Below are 18,034 nucleotides of genomic sequence, written 5' to 3'. Positions count from 1 at the left end.
CCCAATTTCACGTTCTATTCAAAATTAGGTTTGCGTTTTTCTAAAAATGCAGTTGTTCCTTCTTTAAAATCATAGGTTGCAAATGCTTTTCCAAATTGCTCAATTTCTACATTAAATCCGTTTACGCTTGTTTCAAAATTTGCATTTACTGATTTTATAGCTCCTGCAATAGCAGTTGAAGAATTTCTTAATATTTTAGATACTAATTTTTCGCATAATGGTAATAACTCATCTAGTTCAACAGCATAATTTACTAATCCCCATTCTTTAGCTTCAACAGCAGAAATCATTCCTGCAGTCATTATCATTTCCATGGCTTTACCTTTACCTACTAACTGAGGTAATCTTTGTGTTCCTCCATATCCTGGAATAACTCCTAAACTAACTTCAGGCAAACCCATTTTTGCATTTAAACTTGCTACTCTAAAATGTGAAGCCATTGCTAGCTCTAATCCTCCTCCTAAAGCAAAACCATTAACTGCTGCAATAACTGGAGTTGTTAAATTTTGAATGAAATCGAATAATAATTCTTGCCCTTTTCTAGCCAATTCCGAACCTTGTAACTCATTAAAATTTGCAAATTCTGAAATATCTGCTCCGGCAACAAATGCTTTTTCTCCACTTCCCGTAATAATGATTGCTTTTATTTGCTTGTCCTTTTCTAAACTAAAAAATACTTGATGCAATTCACTAATAGTTTCTTTGTTTAGTGCATTTAATTTTGTTGGTCTATTAACCGTAACAATGGCATAATTTTCTTTAGTTTCAACTAATACATTATTGTAATTCATATGTTATTTTTTAGGTAATATAATTTCAAAAACAGTTCCTTTATTTAATTTAGAGGTTAAAGTGATAGTCCCTCCGTAGGTCTCCACAATATTTTTAACCATTGGTAATCCTAACCCCATTCCACTTGATTTTGTGGTGAATTTAGGTTCAAAAACTTTTGCTTTATCTTCTTCTAAAATTCCTTGTCCATTATCTGCAACTTTTATAACTACTTCATTTTCCGTCTCACTAACTGTAACTTCAATTTTTTTAACTTCGATTTCCGCTAAAGCTTGTGTGGCATTTTTTACCAAATTTGTAACTATCCTAATAAGCTGTGTTTTATCTAGTTTTGCTTTAACACAATCTTTTTCAGGAAAGAAATTTATATAATCTTCTGTAAAAATATCTAAAGCATGTTTTACTACTTCTACCACATTTAACTCTTCTCTGTTTTGTGTAGGCATTTTAGCGAAATTAGAAAAAGCCGAAGCAATAGAACTCATAGTATCTATTTGTTGAATTAGAGTTTTACTAAATTCATTTACTTTATTCTGAATTTGAGGATCTTCAGGATTAAATTTTCGTTGGAAACTTTGAACAGTAAGACGCATTGGGGTTAGCGGATTTTTAATTTCGTGCGCCACTTGTTTTGCCATTTCTCGCCAAGCTTGTTCTCTTTCTCCTTGCGCTAATTTTACAGCACTTTCTTCCAATTCATCTACCATAGAATTATACGCATTTACTAAAGTAAAAATTTCCCCACTAGGATTTTTCAGTATAATTTTTTCATTACGCTTATTTAATTTAGTTTGCCTCATTTTAATTGTAATTGCTTTAAGATTCCTAGTTATATAGCTTGAAATAAAATAGGCTAATAAAATTGCTAAAGCAAACATTAGCAAATAAACAAAAGCTAAACGCATTAAAAACTCTTCTAAATCTTTATCCTGAGCTGAGTTATCCTGAGCATATTGTAAGTTTAAAATACCTATTGGCTTAAACTTTGCATCCGTTAAATAGGTGTATGAGGATTGTAAACTAATATTTTTAACCACTGTAGTTTGTACTAGGTGATGGTTATATGCAGATTCTATTTCTTTTAGAATGGTATCGGACAATATTGTGGGAGCATCACTTTTTACAAAACCAGAATGTGAACTTTTGGCAAGTTTACCATCTAAAGCGTAAATATTAATTTCTAAATTTTCAATATTTGCTATTTCGTAAATTTTATCCTTAAAAATATATTGCAAATATTTCGATTCTAAAGGAAATGTATTTCCACTGTTTAACCAATAATTTATAGCAGATTTTACAGACGCTTCTTTACGCGCTAACCTGCCAATATTATATTCATCTGTTTGTTCTTTGTATTGAAAAATAGTAACCGTTGCAATTAATACAGAAGCCAACAACACCAAAAATATCATGGATAAAAAAATACGAATACGTAATGAAAGCTGCTTAATTTTCATGGTTAAATTTAAAGTAAATATAAGTAATTATTAAATGTTTACGAAACAATAAGCATGCCAAAAAAACTCACAAAACTTTAAGTATTTTATAATTTAATTTGAAGAGTTATATCTTATAAACTAAAAAGCAACTTTTATTTAAAGTTGCTTTTTAGTTCTAATTATTTTGAATATTAGTTTAACCTACAATATTTACAATTTTACCTGGCACAACTATTATTTTTTTAGGAGTTCTGCCTTGTAATTGAGCTTGTGTTTTTTCATGCGACATTACTGCTTTTTCAATTTCTTCTTTACTCATATCCATTGGCAATTTTATTTTAAATCGCATTTTACCATTAAATGAAATTGGATATTCTTTACTACTTTCTACCAAATATGCTGCATTAAATTCTGGAAAATCAACTTTTGAAATAGACGTAGTATGTCCTAAATTTTTCCACAATTCTTCAGCTATGTGTGGCGCATATGGCTCAATTATAATTGCCAAAGGCTCTAATATTGCTCTTTTATTACACTTTAAAGCAGTTAATTCATTTACTGCAATCATAAATGTAGAAACTGATGTATTGAATGAAAAGTTATCAATATCTTCTTCTACTTTTTTTATGGTTTTATGTAATGTTTTTAACTCTTCTTTTGTAGGCTTTTCATCTGACACAGAAAATTCACCATTAACAATATATAATTTCCAAAGTTTTTTTAAGAAACTATAAACTCCTGAAATCCCTGAAGTTTTCCATGGTTTTGATTGTTCTAATGGACCTAAAAACATTTCAAACAAACGCAAACTATCTGCTCCATACTCTTCACAAATAGCATCTGGATTTACTACATTGTATTTAGATTTGGACATTTTTTCTACTTCACGACCAACAATATATTTGCCGTCTTCTAAAACAAATTCAGCGTCCTTGAATTCTGGTCTCCATTTTTTAAATCCTTCAATATCTAATTCATCAGAAGCATTAACTAAAGACACATCTACATGAATAGGTGTAAAATTTGACCATTGATTATTTTCAGAAGCTTTTGTTAATTCTGCTTCTCGTAATAAATCTGTTGGATCAATTTTAACATTTTTCCCTTCTTTTTCAATGGTGCTTCTTTCTTTAATGATTTTATCCATTCTAGGTTTACTCACAAAAATGATTTTTTTTGTTTTTTCATCTTCATGGTTATTGTATTCCCATCTGTAAGCAAATGCACTTGTACCTGTAATCATACCTTGATTAATTAGTTTCTTTGCATATTCATCTACAGGTAAAATACCTCTATCAAACAAGAATTTTTGCCAGAAACGAGAATATAATAAATGGCCTGTTGCATGTTCGCTTCCTCCAATATATAAATCTACATCTTGCCAATAATTTACTGCTTCTTTACTAACAAATTCATCAGGGTTATTAGCATCCATATATCGATTAAAATATGACGAACTTCCCGCCCAACCTGGCATAGTATTAAGTTCTAAAGGGAATACTGTTTTATTGTTAATTAATTTATTAGCAACAACTGTATTAGTTTTAGTATCCCAAGCCCAAACTGTTGCATTTCCTAGTGGTGGTTTTCCATCTTCAGTAGGTAAATATTTTTCTACTTCGGGTAAAACAATTGGTAAAAACTTTGCCTCAATCATTTGTGGCAATCCATTTTTGTAATACACTGGAAAAGGTTCTCCCCAATAACGTTGACGGCTAAAAACTGCATCACGCAAACGATAATTAATTTTTCCGAAACCAAACCCTTTTTGTTCAATTTCAAAAATAATTCGTTTCATTGCTTTTTTATAAGATAATCCATTTAAGAAATCTGAATTAGCAATATTAACACCTTCTTTTTCTGTATATGCAGTTTCAGAAATATCCACATTTTCAAAAATATTTGGAATTTTTAATCCAAAATGTTTCGCAAAAGCATAATCGCGTTCATCTCCGCAAGGAACTGCCATTACTGCACCTGTTCCATAGCTTGCCAATACATAATCGCCAATCCAAATAGGAATTTTATTGCCTGTAAATGGATGTAAAGCATAAGCTCCTGTAAAAACTCCAGAAATGGTTTTAACATCTGCCATTCTATCTAATTCACTACGTTTAGCTGTTGCTTTAATATATGCTTCAACTTTATCTTTCTGTTCTGCTGAAGTTATTTTTGAAACTAATTCATGCTCTGGAGCTAAAGTCATAAAGCTTACCCCAAAAATAGTATCAGGACGAGTAGTAAATACATCTATTTTATCTTCTTCAAATCCATCAACATTAAATGTTACCATAGCACCTTCCGAACGTCCAATCCAATAAGTTTGAGAATCTTTAAGTGGTTGTGGCCAATCAATTTTGTCTAAACCATCTAACAAACGTTGTGCATATGCGGTAATTCGCATACTCCATTGTTTCATTTTTTTACGTATAACCTGATGTCCTCCACGTTCCGAAACACCGTTTACAATTTCATCATTTGCCAAAACAGTTCCTAAAGCAGGACACCAATTAACCTCGGTTTCAGATAAAAATGTTAATCTGTATTTTAATAAAATATGTTGCTTTACCTCTTCAGAATAATTTTTCCAATCTTCTGCTGTAAAACTTTCAATATTATCATCACAAGCAGCATTTATTTTTGTATTTCCTTCTGCATTAAAAATTGCTATCAATTCTGAAATTGGACGAGCTTGATCTGCATCTTTACAATAATACGATTCGAATAATTGTATAAAAATCCATTGTGTCCATTTATAATAATTTGGGTCAGAAGTTCGAACCTCTCTAGACCAATCAAAAGAAAAACCTATTTTATCTAATTGCTTTCTGTAAGTAGCAATATTTGTTTCGGTAGTAATAGCAGGATGCTGTCCTGTTTGGATAGCATATTGTTCTGCTGGCAAACCAAAAGAGTCATACCCTTGAGGATGCATTACATTAAATCCTTTATGTCTTTTATATCTTGCATAAATATCTGATGCTATATAACCTAATGGATGTCCAACATGCAATCCTGCTCCAGAAGGATAAGGAAACATATCTAACACATAAAACTTTGGTTTATCGGATTTATTTTCTGCTTTAAAAGTTTGGTTTTCTGCCCAATACTTTTGCCAATCTGCCTCTATTTTTCTAAAATTATATTCCATTAGTTAAGCTCTATTTTTAAAAGCGCAAAGTTACACTTATTCTATAAAACTATAAAGTATATTTTTTTAAGTCAGAATTCAATTTTATTTGTAAATTTGATTAATTCCTGAACTTTATTCTACAAAAAAATGGCTAAAAAAATTGGATTAGTGCTTTCAGGCGGAGGAGTTAGAGCAATTGCACATATTGGTTTTATTAAAGTTTTATTAGAAAACAATATAGTGCCTACTCAAGTTTCTGGAACAAGTGGAGGAGCATTAGTTGCTGCACTTTATGCTGCTGGGTATCCTCTTGAAGAAATGCTAACTTTTTTTCATGAAACTCCACTGTTAAAACTATCTTTATATGCAAGGCATAAACCTGGAATTATGGATAGTGATAAATATGTTGCCTTTTTTAAAAAGTTTTTCCCAGAAGATTCTTTTGAAAGTTTAAAATACCCTTTAACCGTTACTGCAACCAATTTATTAGAAGGAAAATTAGATTATTTTAATAAAGGACAACTAATTAAACCATTAATTGCTTCATCAGCACTACCTTTAATTTTTTCTCCCGTAGAAATTAATAATAATATTTATTGTGATGGTGGCGTTTTAAATAATTTCCCAATAGAACCTTTAAAAAAAGAATGTTCCACTATTTTTGGGAGCTTTGTAAATCCTGTTTCTTCAGTAGAAAAATCTGAAATAAATTCAACACTAAAAATATTGCACCGTGTTTACCATGTTGGTTTAGACGCTAATAATATTAAGAAATTTAAACTTTGTAAGTACGTTTTTTCTCCTCCTGAAATTAATAGCGTTGGTGTTTTAGATTCAAAAGCTATTGAAAAAGCCTATAAAATAGGATATGAATATGCTCAAAAAGAAGTTGCTACTATTATAAATTCAATGAATTAAATTAAATCTTTTTTGTATAGGTAGAATTTGTATTTTCGCAATTCAATCAAACTTAAATCAGTTGAGTAAAAATAATTATAAAGCACACTTGGCTTTACTTGGAGCTAATGTTATTTATGGTGCTAATCATATTATAGCAAAAGGAGTAATGCCCAATAAAATTGGACCTTCAGCATTTGTTTTTTTAAGAATTCTTGGAGCTAGTTTATTATTTTGGATTATAAAATCATTTATTAAAGAAAAAGTTGATAAAAAAGATTTTCCTTTGTTAATTCTTTGCGGATTATTAGGTGTAGCTTCAAATCAACTATTATTTTTCCACGGGCTTAATTTAACCTCTCCTATTGATGCTTCTATTATAATTACTGCGGTTCCTGTAATGGTTTTAATATTTAGTGCTTTCCTTTTAAAAGAAAAAATTACAACAAATAAACTTATTGGAATTACCATTGGAGCTATTGGAGCTATACTTTTAATTTGGTATGGCAAAAAAGCCGAAGGAACTAGTTCAGTTTTAGGAAATATCTATGTATTACTAAATGCCTGTTCTTATGCATTATATATGGTTTTGGTAAAACCTTTAATGAAAAAATACAATCCAATAACTATTATTAGCTGGGCTTTCTTATTTGGTTTTATTTTTATGTTCCCATTTGGCATACAAGATATTACAACTACAAATTTTGAAGCCTTTACTTTAAACACATATTTAGCAGTTGCTTTTGTAGTGCTTGGAACTACTTTTTTAGCATATTTATTTAATATTTATGCACTTAGTAAAGTATCGCCTTCTATAAGTGGAAGCTATATTTATTTACAACCTGTAGTAAGTTTTATAATGGTAAGTCTTTATGCTTTTGTTTTAGGGTACAATGAATATTCACAAGATATTAATTTAATAAAAATAATAAGCTGTTTAATGGTTGTAGTTGGAGTTTATATGATAAGCAAAAAACCTAGAAAAAAATTAGCTTAAATTTCGAGCCATCTTTTCTTGTGGCAATAAAGTGTGATAAATAAATGAATTTATTGGTGTTTTAATATCTAATATTTCACCTTGTTTAACAATATAGCCATTAAAATTTTCTAACTCACTGGGCTTTCCTTCCATAATGTCTCGTTGCATGGATGCTGTAGTATTGTAATCTAATGCATTAATAACACTCATTGTTTTGCTAACATCTTCTTGAGTTAATGATATTCCTTTTTTTTGAGCAATTTGCACTATTTCATTAGCCGTTTTTAACATCACATTTTGTATAAAACTGTCTTTTTTAAATAATCCCACCACAGTTCTTGTTAAAGCTCCAATTCCACTATAGGTTGTTATAAACAAAAACTTTTTCCAAATATCCAATTGTATATTTTCTGAAATTTTATTTTTAAAATCGGCAGCATCAAACAGCTTTTTTATAGTTTTAATTCGTGATGATTTTTCATTGTTTAACTCTCCAAAAATAATTTCTGGTTCAAATGCAAAGTGATTAATAATTCCAGGAGCTTCAATTTTACTAACTATTCTACATAAACCAGCTAATACATTTTCAGTATTTAAAACAGTTAATAATTTATCAGCGTTATCTGCACCATTTTGCAATGGAAGTACTAATGTATTTTTAGAAACAATTGATTTTAATTGTTGAGCAACCTCTATAATTTGCCAAGATTTTACACCTAAAACAACTAAATCTGGTTTTATTGTTATTTCTTTTAAAGAATCTGTAGCATTTGGAAAAACTGTAAAATCACCATAAATACTTTTTATTTGAAGTCCGTTTTTTTGTATTGCTTTTAAATGTTTTCCTCTAGCAATAAACGTAACATTATTACCTGATTTAGCTAATTTAGCACCAAAATAACCACCTACTCCACCAGCGCCAATAACAACAATATTCATATCCTTCTTTTTATCAAAAATATGGAAATAGATTTTAATTAAAAAAGATATTTTTTTGTAGAGCTAACAATTACAATCAGGACCGCAATTTCCTTTTTTCTTAGGTTTAAAAAAGAATTTACGAATTAAAAAAGCCACAGCAATTACTAAAACAATATATGTTAAAATTTCTTGCATTAATTTAAAAATGTAAAGGTTATAACAGAGACAATATAAGCTAACAATCCCATGCCTGTTAATTGTAAAATTGGCCATTTCCAGCTTTTAGTTTCTCTTTTTACAATTGCTAACGTTCCCATACATTGCATAGCAAAAGCATAGAATAGTAATAAAGACATTCCTGTAGCAAAATTAAATCGTTTTTCTCCTGTTGCTGGATTAATTTCGCTACTCATCCGCTGTTTAATGGTTGAGGTGTTATCATTATCGCTCTCCACATTATATATAGTAGCTAAAGCGCCAACAAAAACTTCACGAGCCGCAAATGAACTAATTAGTGCAATCCCAATTTTCCAATCGTATCCCATTGGTTTTATTACTGGTTCAATAGTTTTACCCATTATACCAATATAAGAATTCTCTAATTTATAAGAAGCTATTTTTTTATGTATTTCTTCTTTTGAAATGGTTTGATTCTGAGTTTGTTTTGAAATAATTTCATCAGCATTTTTAAAATTACTTCCGCCATTTGAAGCTAAAAACCATAAAACAACGGATATTGCTAAAATAATGCTTCCTGCTCCTGTTATAAAAGCTTTTACCTTTTCAACTACGGTATAAAATATATTTTTAATAGATGGCAACTTATAATTAGGCATTTCAATTGCAAACAAACTTTTATGCTTAACTTTTAAGATGTAGTTTAATAAAACTGCGGATAAAATTGCAGCTCCAAAACCTAACAAATACAATCCCATTAAAGTTAATCCTTGTAAATTAAATATTCCTAATATCTTTTTTTGTGGAATTATTATTGAAATTAATATGGCATAAACTGGTAAACGAGCTGAACAGGTTGTAAATGGAACTACTAATATTGTAATTAATCTTTCTCTCCAACTACTAATATTTCTTGATGCCATTATAGCTGGAATAGCACAAGCTGTTCCTGAAATTAATGGAATAATACTTTTTCCTCCCATTCCGAATCTTCGCATAATTTTATCCATTAAAAAAACTACACGGCTCATATAACCTGTTTCTTCTAAAATGGAAATAAAAATAAATAAAATGGTTATTTGAGGGATAAATATTAAAACACCTCCTATACCAGGTATAATTCCTTCTGCAATTAAATTGGTAAGCATACCTGTTGGTAAGTTATTTTTAGCTAACACTCTTAAATTTGCAAAAAAACCGTCTATAAGATCCATTGGAACTGTTGCCCACTCAAAAATAGATTGAAAAATAAGAAATAAAACTAAAGCAAAAATAACATAACCAAATATTTTATGTGTTAGTATTCTATCTAATTTACTACGTAAATCAGTAGCTTTAGACTTATCTACTAAATACGTTTTTTTTAAAATTTCATTTATTTTTTGATATCTGTAAATAGTTTCTTTATGCTGGTATTTTTTTATTTGTTCTTTACGTTCGGTAAAAATTCTTAATTTATTTTGTTCTTCATTGCTTAAAAAGTCACAATATTCCTGTTGTGTAATTAGTAACCAAGATTTATATAAAGAAAAATCCGTAAAGGTTTTTTTTACTTCTTTAAAAAAATCAGCATCAATTTTATCTGAAATATTTGCAATAGGATTAGTATCCCATTTTTTATAATTTAATATTTCTTGTTTAAGATCTTCAATTCCTATTTTTTTTCTAGCGCTAACTAAAATAACTTCTGATTTTAACTCCTTTTTTAGTGCCAAAACATCAATAGTAATGCCTTTACGCTCCATTTGGTCTTTCATATTTATAACCAATAGAGTAGGAATTTGTAAATCTTTAATTTGTGAAAAAAGTAATAAGTTGCGTTTTAAGTTTTCAACCTCAGCAACTACAATTACTAAATCTGGAAATGAAGAATTTTTTTCATTTAGTAATGTTTCTAAAACAATAGTTTCATCTAAAGTTGATGGATTAATACTATAAGTTCCTGGTAAATCGGTTACTTCAGCAGTAAGTTCTTCTGAAATTTTACATTTTCCTTGTTTTTTATCTACTGTAATACCAGGGTAATTTCCAACCTTTTGATTTAACCCTGTTAGTTGATTAAATAAAGAAGTTTTTCCTGTGTTTGGATTGCCAACTAAAGCTAGTTTAACTACTTTATTTTTTTTCATTTACAACTTAATGATATTAATTTTTTTAGCAGTTTCAATTCTAATGGCCAAGTGACTGCCATTTACTTTTATATAAAGCGGGTCTTTAAATGGTGCTACCTGCAATAATTTAACTACTTGACCTGGTAAACAACCCATTTCAAGTAATTTTAAAGGAATTAAATCTAAAGAGAAATTTTCAATAATTCCGTGTTCTCCTATTTTTAAGTTTGCAATTGTATCGCCCATTATTAAGAATGATTATAAATAATGAGCAAATATACTAAATTAGAATGATTCTAAACAATGATAATTGTCAGTAAAATTATTTATTTCCTTCAAGCAATTTAATATCTGAAATTAATCTATCCATATCTTTTAAATCTGTACCATCATAAAAGCCTCTAATCTGCTTGTTTTTATCCACTAATACAAAATTTTCGGTATGAATAAAATCTTGTAATCCACCATCTCCTTGGTCAGTTACAACAAAATAACTTTTTCTTGCTAAATTATAAATCTCTTTTTTACTTCCTGTAGTAATATTCCATTTTGAATCTATTACTCCTTTTTCAATTGCATAATCTTTTAAAACCGAAACACTATCTATCACTGGAGTAACCGATAACGATAAAAATTTCACATTATCATCCTTTAAAAATACATCTTGTAATTTCCCCATATTATTTGTCATTATTGGACAAATAGTTTGACAGCGAGTAAAAAAGAAATCGGCCACATAAATTTTATTTTCATAATCTTTTTGTGTTATCGTATCTCCATTTTGATTGATCAGTTTAAAATCTGCAATTTTATGATTATGACGAACGTGCAATAAACTTTCATCTACTAATCTTGGATTTACATCTGCTGGGTTATAAACTGGTAACTTTTTTTTAGGTGTTAAAATCACATATATTGCATAAATCATTCCTACGGATAAAACCGCCATTAATGCTAATGTTGGAAGTGACTTTTTAAAAAATTTTAAATCCATAATTTATTTAATTAAACCACAAATTTAAAAGAAATTATAAATATGATACGTAACTATTTTAAAACTTTGTTAAATAAACAAATTACTTAATTTATCTATTTTTACAAATGTATTTAAAACAGTACATTTGTGCGATTTATAGTTTTTAAAAAACATACATGGAAGTAATAATAAAAGCAACACAATTTATATTAAGTTTATCATTTTTAATTGTTTTACACGAATTAGGGCATTTTATCCCTGCAAAACTGTTTAAAACAAGAGTAGAAAAATTTTATTTATTTTTTGATTATAAATTCTCTTTGTTTAAAAAGAAAGTTGGAGAAACCGTTTATGGTATTGGATGGATTCCGTTAGGTGGTTATGTGAAAATTTCCGGAATGATTGATGAAAGTATGGATACCGAACAAATGAAGCAACCGGCACAACCGTGGGAATTTAGATCAAAACCAGCTTGGCAACGTTTAATTATTATGCTTGGTGGTGTAATAATGAATTTTATATTAGGTATATTAATTTACATTATGATTACCTATGTTTGGGGCGTTAATTTTATAAAACCTTTAGATGTAAAACAAGGATTTGCAGTTAACCAAGTATTTAAAGATTATGGTTTTAAAGATGGAGATAAAATTTTAAAATTTAATGGTAAAGAACCCGTAGATGTTACTGACGTTAACAAATTTTTATTTTTAAGAGGTTTAACTTCCTTAGAAGTTTTACATCAAAATGGAAAAACAGAAACCATACAAATTCCTGAAAATATTGGAGAAATAATGTGGCAAAAAGGAGTAATGACTCCTTTTGAAGTTAGAATTCCGGCAGTTATAGATACTGTTATTCCAAATTCTCCAGCTGAAAAAGCAGGAATTTTGAAAAATGATAAAATTATAGCTGTTAACAATGAACCTATTCAATTTTGGAATGATTTTACAAAAAAAATAGCAAGCGTAACGGATAAAATATCTTTAACTTTTGAGCGAAATGGCTCCCAACAACAAGTTAATATCAAACCTGATTCAGAGCATAAAATTGGTGTAGCCCCTAGCAAAAAAGACGTTCTTACTATTCAACATAAAAAGTATTCTTTTTTAGAAAGTATTCCTAAAGGAAACTCTTTAGCAATTTGGACTTTACGTGATTATATTACTCAATTTAAATATGTTTTCACCAAAAAAGGAGCAACTAGTATTGGTGGTTTTATTGCTATTGGTAATATTTTCCCTTCCACTTGGAGTTGGCAAGCGTTTTGGAGTATAACAGCCTTTTTATCAATAATGCTAGGTTTTATGAATCTACTTCCTATTCCTGCTTTAGATGGAGGCCATGTAATGTTTACTTTATATGAAATGATATCAGGACGTAAACCAAATGATAAGTTTTTAGAATACGCTCAAATTACAGGTTTTATTATTTTAATTGCGCTATTGTTATTAGCAAATGGAAATGATATTGTAAAACTGTTCTCTTAATAAAATAGATAGTATAACAAAAAAAATCCTCAGAAAATTCTGAGGATTTTTTTTGTTTATAAAATTAATTCAACCTTAATCGGCTAAAATAATAACTTTATTTTCTTTCATTTCAATAGTACCACTATTAATTGGTAAAGAATATTCATCTTTAGAAATTGTGAATTTAGATTCAAATTCTTTAACCAAAGTAATATTAGCTCCTTTAAACTTAACTTTACCTTCAACCAATAAAGAAACAATTGGAGCGTGGTTATTTAACATTTGAAATTCTCCATTAATACCTGGAACAGATACAATATCTACTTCCGAGGTTAATAAGGTTGCTTCTGGTGAAACTATTTCTAAAATCATATGTGTTTTTTTAAGCTTCTGCTAACATTTTTTCACCTGCATCAATAGCATCTTGAATAGAACCTCTAAGGTTAAATGCTGCTTCAGGATATTTATCTAATTCACCATCCATAATCATATTAAAACCTTTAATGGTATCTTTAATATCCACTAAAACTCCTGGAATACCTGTAAATTGTTCTGCAACATGGAATGGTTGTGATAAAAATCGTTGCACTCTACGCGCTCTATGAACTGCTAATTTATCTTCTTCTGAAAGCTCTTCCATTCCTAAAATAGCAATAATATCTTGTAATTCTTTATATCGTTGTAATAACTCTTTAACTCTTGTAGCGCAATTATAATGCTCTTCACCTAAAATTTCAGGAGATAGAATTCTAGAAGTAGAATCTAATGGGTCTACCGCTGGATAAATACCCAACTCAGCAATTTTACGAGACAATACTGTAGTTGCATCTAAGTGAGAGAATGTTGTTGCAGGAGCTGGATCTGTTAAATCATCCGCAGGTACGTATACCGCTTGTACAGATGTAATAGAACCGTTTTTAGTAGAAGTAATACGTTCTTGCATTGCTCCCATTTCAGTTGCTAAAGTTGGTTGATAACCAACCGCTGAAGGCATACGTCCTAATAAAGCTGATACTTCTGAACCTGCTTGTGTAAATCGGAAAATATTATCTACGAAAAATAATACATCTTTTCCTTGACCTTCACCTGCTCCATCACGGAAATATTCAGCAATAGTTAACCCAGATAATGCTACACGAGCACGAGCTCCAGGAGGTTCGTTCATTTGTCCAAAAACAAAAGTTGCTTTTGAATCTTTCATTCCAGCTTTATCTACTTTAGATAAATCCCATCCGCCTTCTTCCATAGAATGCATAAAATCATCACCATATTTAATAATACCTGATTCTAGCATTTCTCTTAATAAGTCATTTCCTTCGCGAGTTCTTTCACCTACACCAGCAAAAACCGATAAACCACCGTGACCTTTTGCGATATTATTAATTAATTCTTGGATTAATACTGTTTTACCAACACCTGCTCCTCCAAATAAACCAATTTTACCACCTTTAGCGTAAGGCTCAATTAAATCTACAACTTTAATACCTGTAAATAATACTTCAGTTGAAGTTGACAATTCTTCGAATTTTGGGGATTGTCTGTGAATTGGTAATCCGTTATCTCCAGTTTTAGGAAGGTCTCCTAGTCCATCAATAGAATCTCCAATTACATTAAACAATCTTCCATAAATTTCGTTGCCAATTGGCATTTTAATTTCATTTCCTGTTGCAACAACTTCATAACCTCTACTTAGTCCATCGGTTGAATCCATTGCAATGGTACGTACTGTATCTTCTCCAACATGTTGTTGAACTTCTAATACTAAAATAGAACCGTCTTCTCTTGTAATTTCCAATGAATCGTAAATTCTAGGTAGTTCTGATTCTGACTTAAATTCAACATCAATAACTGGACCGATAATCTGTGCAACTTTACCTGTAACTTTTGCCATTACTTTAACTATTTATTATTTAGATATTTAACCTTATTTAGGTAGTCTTGTATTTTATCGTGCAAATATAGTTTTTTGATTCTATTATTAAAAAAAAACTTTCTATTTTTTAATAAAGAAAGACTCTAAAATTTAGAGTCTTTCTTTATTAATTTATATTTTACGTTATCTTATGGGTTAATAGTCCAAGATACATAATATTGTGAACCAACTTGTCCAACACCTGGAGCACTAACATATTCTTTACCTGCTATATTAGCTCCGCCAATTTTAAATACAGATTTAATACTTGGTACAGTATAGTTTATTTGTGCATCTACAACATTACGAGGCGCAATCATACCATCAGCAAAAGTAGATTCCCATAAATATTTATCACTCCATCTATAATCTATTTTAAATCCAAGATTTTCAAATAAATCATTACTACCAAAAGATACTTTTACTTTATGTTCAGGAGTATTAAAACTTGCTTCGTAATCCGGATCACTACTTTGATTGAAATCAAACTTAGCCAAAGTATAATTAATTCCAAATTTAAAATGATCAAAAACTTTTGATGCAACTCCAATAGTAGCTCCATAAGAAGTTATATCTGCTGGTGAATTTGTATATACTTGAAATGGTTTATAATCTCCTTGACTTAAAGCAATAGCTGCTGGTGGAGCTGGCATTGTATTTGGGTCAAAATCTGAGAAATTAGCCTGACCATAATAAGGTACAATTACCGTTTTTACACCAATAAAATCTTTATATTCATTATAATAAGCACTAGCATCTAACATAAAACTACCAAAACCTGCTCTATATCCAACTTCAAAAGCTGATATTTTTTCTGGTTTTATTAATGCAATATTAGATTTTACAGGAGCTCCTGCTAACACTGATTCTAAAGTAAATGAATTATCATAAGCTGCTCTACCAGATATTTGAACCGTGCTTGGCACTCCTAAAGATTGACCTACAGGACTTACTGAAAAAGGAGCAGATAAATATCTGTCTAAATTATCTGGCGCTGAACCAACTAAAATTGCTCTACCAGCATCTAACCCAATATATTGATCTTGAGTGGTAGGATTTCTAAATCCTGTTTGAAAAGATGCTCTTAAGTTTCTAGTTTTATTTTCTCCTAATGAATAAGAAAGAGATACTCTTGGAGAATAATTTCCATCAAAATTTTTGGCTTTATCATAACGTATAGATCCTGTAAACTTTAATCTATCGTCTACAAATTTCTTTTGAACTTGCATATATGCACCATATTCGTTGTAATTAATTGCTCCATCATAGTCTGTAAAAATAGTTCCTTGTGAATTTAAAGAGTATTCTCTCCAAGATCCTCCTACTTGAATATCAGCAAAATCAATTAAACTTTGGAAGTTATAATTAACGTCTGCGTGATAAATTTTAGTATTATCTACAAACTTAGCTCCAGTATTTAAATTTGGATCAGAAATTACTGCATCGAAAGCATTTTTAAATGCTACTGTTCCAGGAACTAAAGCTCCTGTTTGAGCATAAGCTCTTGCTTGTTGAGCAATAGCACTTGGATCTGGAGTACCTCCACCTAAAATTGTTCCAACAAATGTATTTACATAAGCCCCTGCATATTCAGTAAACCATTGTGTATCTGACTTCCAGCTTCTATTTAAGTTTATTGCTGCAAATCGGCTATCATAAGAGTTTCCTGCGTCTTCAGATGTTGTATATATTCTAGCAAAAAAATCATCTCCTCTTACTTCAAATTTATGTTGTTGTAAGAAAAAGTTTTTTATACTATATCTATTTGCTCCTTGATAAATAGTACTTCCTTTACCAAATTTAGCATTGTATATAAATTCAATATTATTATCAAATGGTCTGTAGTGTAGTGCAAAACTTGCTTTAACACTTTGAGCTACATAATCCATTAAATCCACTTCTTTATAACCTGTTCTGGAAACCGTAGAAGATCCCATCATAGATGCAATTGAAGAAGGAACTCCATTATCTAAAGCTATTTGTTCAAAATCTAAAGTAGTTGAAACTTCATCACCATAAATATTTAATCCATCATATGCTGGGTCATTTCTAGTTAAGCCAGGATTATTATAATCTCTATAATCTGTTGCATACCATTCAGTTCCTTTTAAAAAGGAAAAATTAGCTTTTGCTGCAAATTTATCACTAAACTTATATGCCATTCTGATTCCTGCATCAACATAATTTCTATCTCCAGCAGCCTTTTGTGAAGTTAGTCCTGTTTTAACATATGTACTTACTCCTGGAGAATCAAATGGATTTTTACTAGTCATAAATAAAATACCATTAAATGCATTTGCACCGTATAATGCAGAAGAAGCTCCTGGTAATAATTCTACAGAATTTACATCTAACTCTGACATACCTAATAAATTCCCTAAATTGAAATTTAATGCAGGTGAAGAATTATCCATTCCATCTACTAACTGCATAAATCTTGAATTAGCAAATGTTGCAAAACCACGCGTATTAATAGATTTAAAAGTTAAACTACTTGTATTTACATCAACTCCTTTTAAGTTCTCTAATCCATCATAAAAAGTTGGAGAAGATGTATTTCTTATAGCTCTAACATCCATATGCTCTATAGTAACTGGCGATTCTAAAACACGTTCTGGTGTTCTGGACGCTGATACAACAACCTCATCTAATGCTGTTGCTTCCTCTGATAATTTAACATCTACTTGTTGATTTAATTGTGTAATCTCAACTTTTTTAGTAGAATATCCCATTAAAGTAACTTCTAAAACAAAAGGGGGATTTTCACTCACTTTTAACGTGAAATTCCCATCAAAATCAGCAGTAGTACCAATTGGCAAACCTACAACTTTAATGTTAGCCCCTGGAATTGGCTGATCCGCTTTTGCATCTTTTACCGTACCTGTAATAGTGGTTTGAGCCATCATTACAGAGCCAATAGAAAGTGCAAATACAACGCTTAATAATTTTTTCATAATATCTTAAATAGTATTGATTAACATTCTTGCAAATTACAATTTTTTTCTAATTATCAAATAAAAGTGTAAAAAAAAGCGAAAAAGTAAATTTTTCGCTTAAATATTATCAATTACTCAAAAGACTAATTAATCCGTTTTAAAATTCCAAATTTGGCCAATAGTTTGTCCACCATGGTTATCTTTAACTACAATTTTCCAATAATAATCAGTAGTTGGATTTAGTGTTGGCGTAGGAAATGTACTTTCAGATTGGTCTGCACTAATCACT

At 29.8% G+C, this 18,034-nt stretch carries 14 protein-coding genes; 3 read left to right on the top strand and 11 right to left on the bottom strand.

Going from position 1 to position 18,034, the window contains the following annotated elements:
- Nucleotides 1–14: 14 nt before the first annotated feature.
- The 3 genes from R3342_RS02920 to R3342_RS02910 form a co-directional block, all read right to left on the bottom strand.
- Nucleotides 15–791, bottom strand: coding sequence for an enoyl-CoA hydratase/isomerase family protein (locus tag R3342_RS02920; RefSeq protein ID WP_318938176.1), 777 nt, complete (start codon nt 789–791; stop codon nt 15–17).
- A 3-nt stretch (nt 792–794) separates the two neighbouring features.
- Nucleotides 795–2,249 carry a sensor histidine kinase gene (locus R3342_RS02915; protein WP_318938175.1) on the bottom strand — a complete coding sequence of 485 codons (1,455 nt, stop codon included), beginning with the start codon at nt 2,247–2,249 and terminating at the stop codon, nt 795–797.
- Between the two features lie 178 nt (nt 2,250–2,427).
- On the bottom strand, nt 2,428–5,382 hold the full coding sequence (locus R3342_RS02910) for a leucine--tRNA ligase (RefSeq protein ID WP_318938174.1): 2,955 nt from the start codon (nt 5,380–5,382) through the stop codon (nt 2,428–2,430).
- A gap of 129 nt (nt 5,383–5,511) precedes the next feature.
- On the opposite strand from R3342_RS02910, the gene R3342_RS02905 reads away from it, so the two are divergent.
- Together R3342_RS02905 and R3342_RS02900 are read left to right on the top strand one after the other, a co-directional pair.
- Nucleotides 5,512–6,282 carry a patatin-like phospholipase family protein gene (locus R3342_RS02905; RefSeq protein WP_318938173.1) on the top strand — a complete coding sequence of 257 codons (771 nt, stop codon included), beginning with the start codon at nt 5,512–5,514 and terminating at the stop codon, nt 6,280–6,282.
- A gap of 61 nt (nt 6,283–6,343) precedes the next feature.
- Nucleotides 6,344–7,258 carry a DMT family transporter gene (locus tag R3342_RS02900; protein ID WP_318938172.1) on the top strand — a complete coding sequence of 305 codons (915 nt, stop codon included), beginning with the start codon at nt 6,344–6,346 and terminating at the stop codon, nt 7,256–7,258.
- On the opposite strand, the gene R3342_RS02895 is transcribed toward R3342_RS02900, so the two are convergent.
- From R3342_RS02895 to R3342_RS02875, 5 genes are all read right to left on the bottom strand, one after another.
- Entirely contained in the window at nt 7,250–8,179 is a 930-nt protein-coding gene (locus R3342_RS02895; RefSeq protein WP_318938171.1) for a 2-dehydropantoate 2-reductase, read from the bottom strand. The genes R3342_RS02900 and R3342_RS02895 overlap by 9 nt on opposite strands.
- 63 nt (nt 8,180–8,242) lie before the next feature.
- Nucleotides 8,243–8,356: a FeoB-associated Cys-rich membrane protein gene (locus tag R3342_RS02890; RefSeq protein ID WP_318938170.1), complete on the bottom strand. Its 114-nt coding sequence runs from the start codon at nt 8,354–8,356 to the stop codon at nt 8,243–8,245.
- Nucleotides 8,356–10,467 (bottom strand): ferrous iron transport protein B, encoded by a 2,112-nt coding sequence (gene feoB, locus R3342_RS02885; protein WP_318938169.1) that lies wholly within the window; start codon nt 10,465–10,467, stop codon nt 8,356–8,358. Before feoB ends, R3342_RS02890 begins: the two co-directional genes overlap by 1 nt.
- Nucleotides 10,468–10,695: a FeoA family protein gene (locus R3342_RS02880; protein ID WP_318938168.1), complete on the bottom strand. Its 228-nt coding sequence runs from the start codon at nt 10,693–10,695 to the stop codon at nt 10,468–10,470.
- A 76-nt stretch (nt 10,696–10,771) separates the two neighbouring features.
- Nucleotides 10,772–11,443 carry an SCO family protein gene (locus tag R3342_RS02875; RefSeq protein WP_318938167.1) on the bottom strand — a complete coding sequence of 224 codons (672 nt, stop codon included), beginning with the start codon at nt 11,441–11,443 and terminating at the stop codon, nt 10,772–10,774.
- Between the two features lie 158 nt (nt 11,444–11,601).
- Between R3342_RS02875 and rseP the strand changes: the two genes are divergently transcribed.
- Nucleotides 11,602–12,915: an RIP metalloprotease RseP gene (gene rseP / locus R3342_RS02870; RefSeq protein WP_318938166.1), complete on the top strand. Its 1,314-nt coding sequence runs from the start codon at nt 11,602–11,604 to the stop codon at nt 12,913–12,915.
- Nucleotides 12,916–12,990: 75 nt separating this feature from the next.
- On the opposite strand, the gene R3342_RS02865 is transcribed toward rseP, so the two are convergent.
- The 3 genes from R3342_RS02865 to R3342_RS02855 all read right to left on the bottom strand — a co-directional run bounded on the left by R3342_RS02865 (nt 12,991) and on the right by R3342_RS02855 (nt 17,763).
- The gene (locus R3342_RS02865; protein ID WP_318938165.1) at nt 12,991–13,269 is read right to left on the bottom strand and encodes a F0F1 ATP synthase subunit epsilon; all 279 of its coding nucleotides are present in this window, start codon (nt 13,267–13,269) and stop codon (nt 12,991–12,993) included.
- Nucleotides 13,270–13,279: 10 nt separating this feature from the next.
- Nucleotides 13,280–14,788 carry a F0F1 ATP synthase subunit beta gene (gene atpD, locus R3342_RS02860; RefSeq protein ID WP_318938164.1) on the bottom strand — a complete coding sequence of 503 codons (1,509 nt, stop codon included), beginning with the start codon at nt 14,786–14,788 and terminating at the stop codon, nt 13,280–13,282.
- A 170-nt stretch (nt 14,789–14,958) separates the two neighbouring features.
- Nucleotides 14,959–17,763, bottom strand: coding sequence for a TonB-dependent receptor (locus R3342_RS02855; RefSeq protein ID WP_318938163.1), 2,805 nt, complete (start codon nt 17,761–17,763; stop codon nt 14,959–14,961).
- Nucleotides 17,764–18,034: the final 271 nt, after the last annotated feature.

It is taken from the genome of Lutibacter sp., assembly GCF_033723435.1.
Classification (GTDB): Bacteria; Bacteroidota; Bacteroidia; order Flavobacteriales; family Flavobacteriaceae; genus Lutibacter.
The sequence above is the reverse complement of the archived record's forward strand: the minus strand, read 5'-3'. Positions and strand labels throughout refer to the sequence as shown.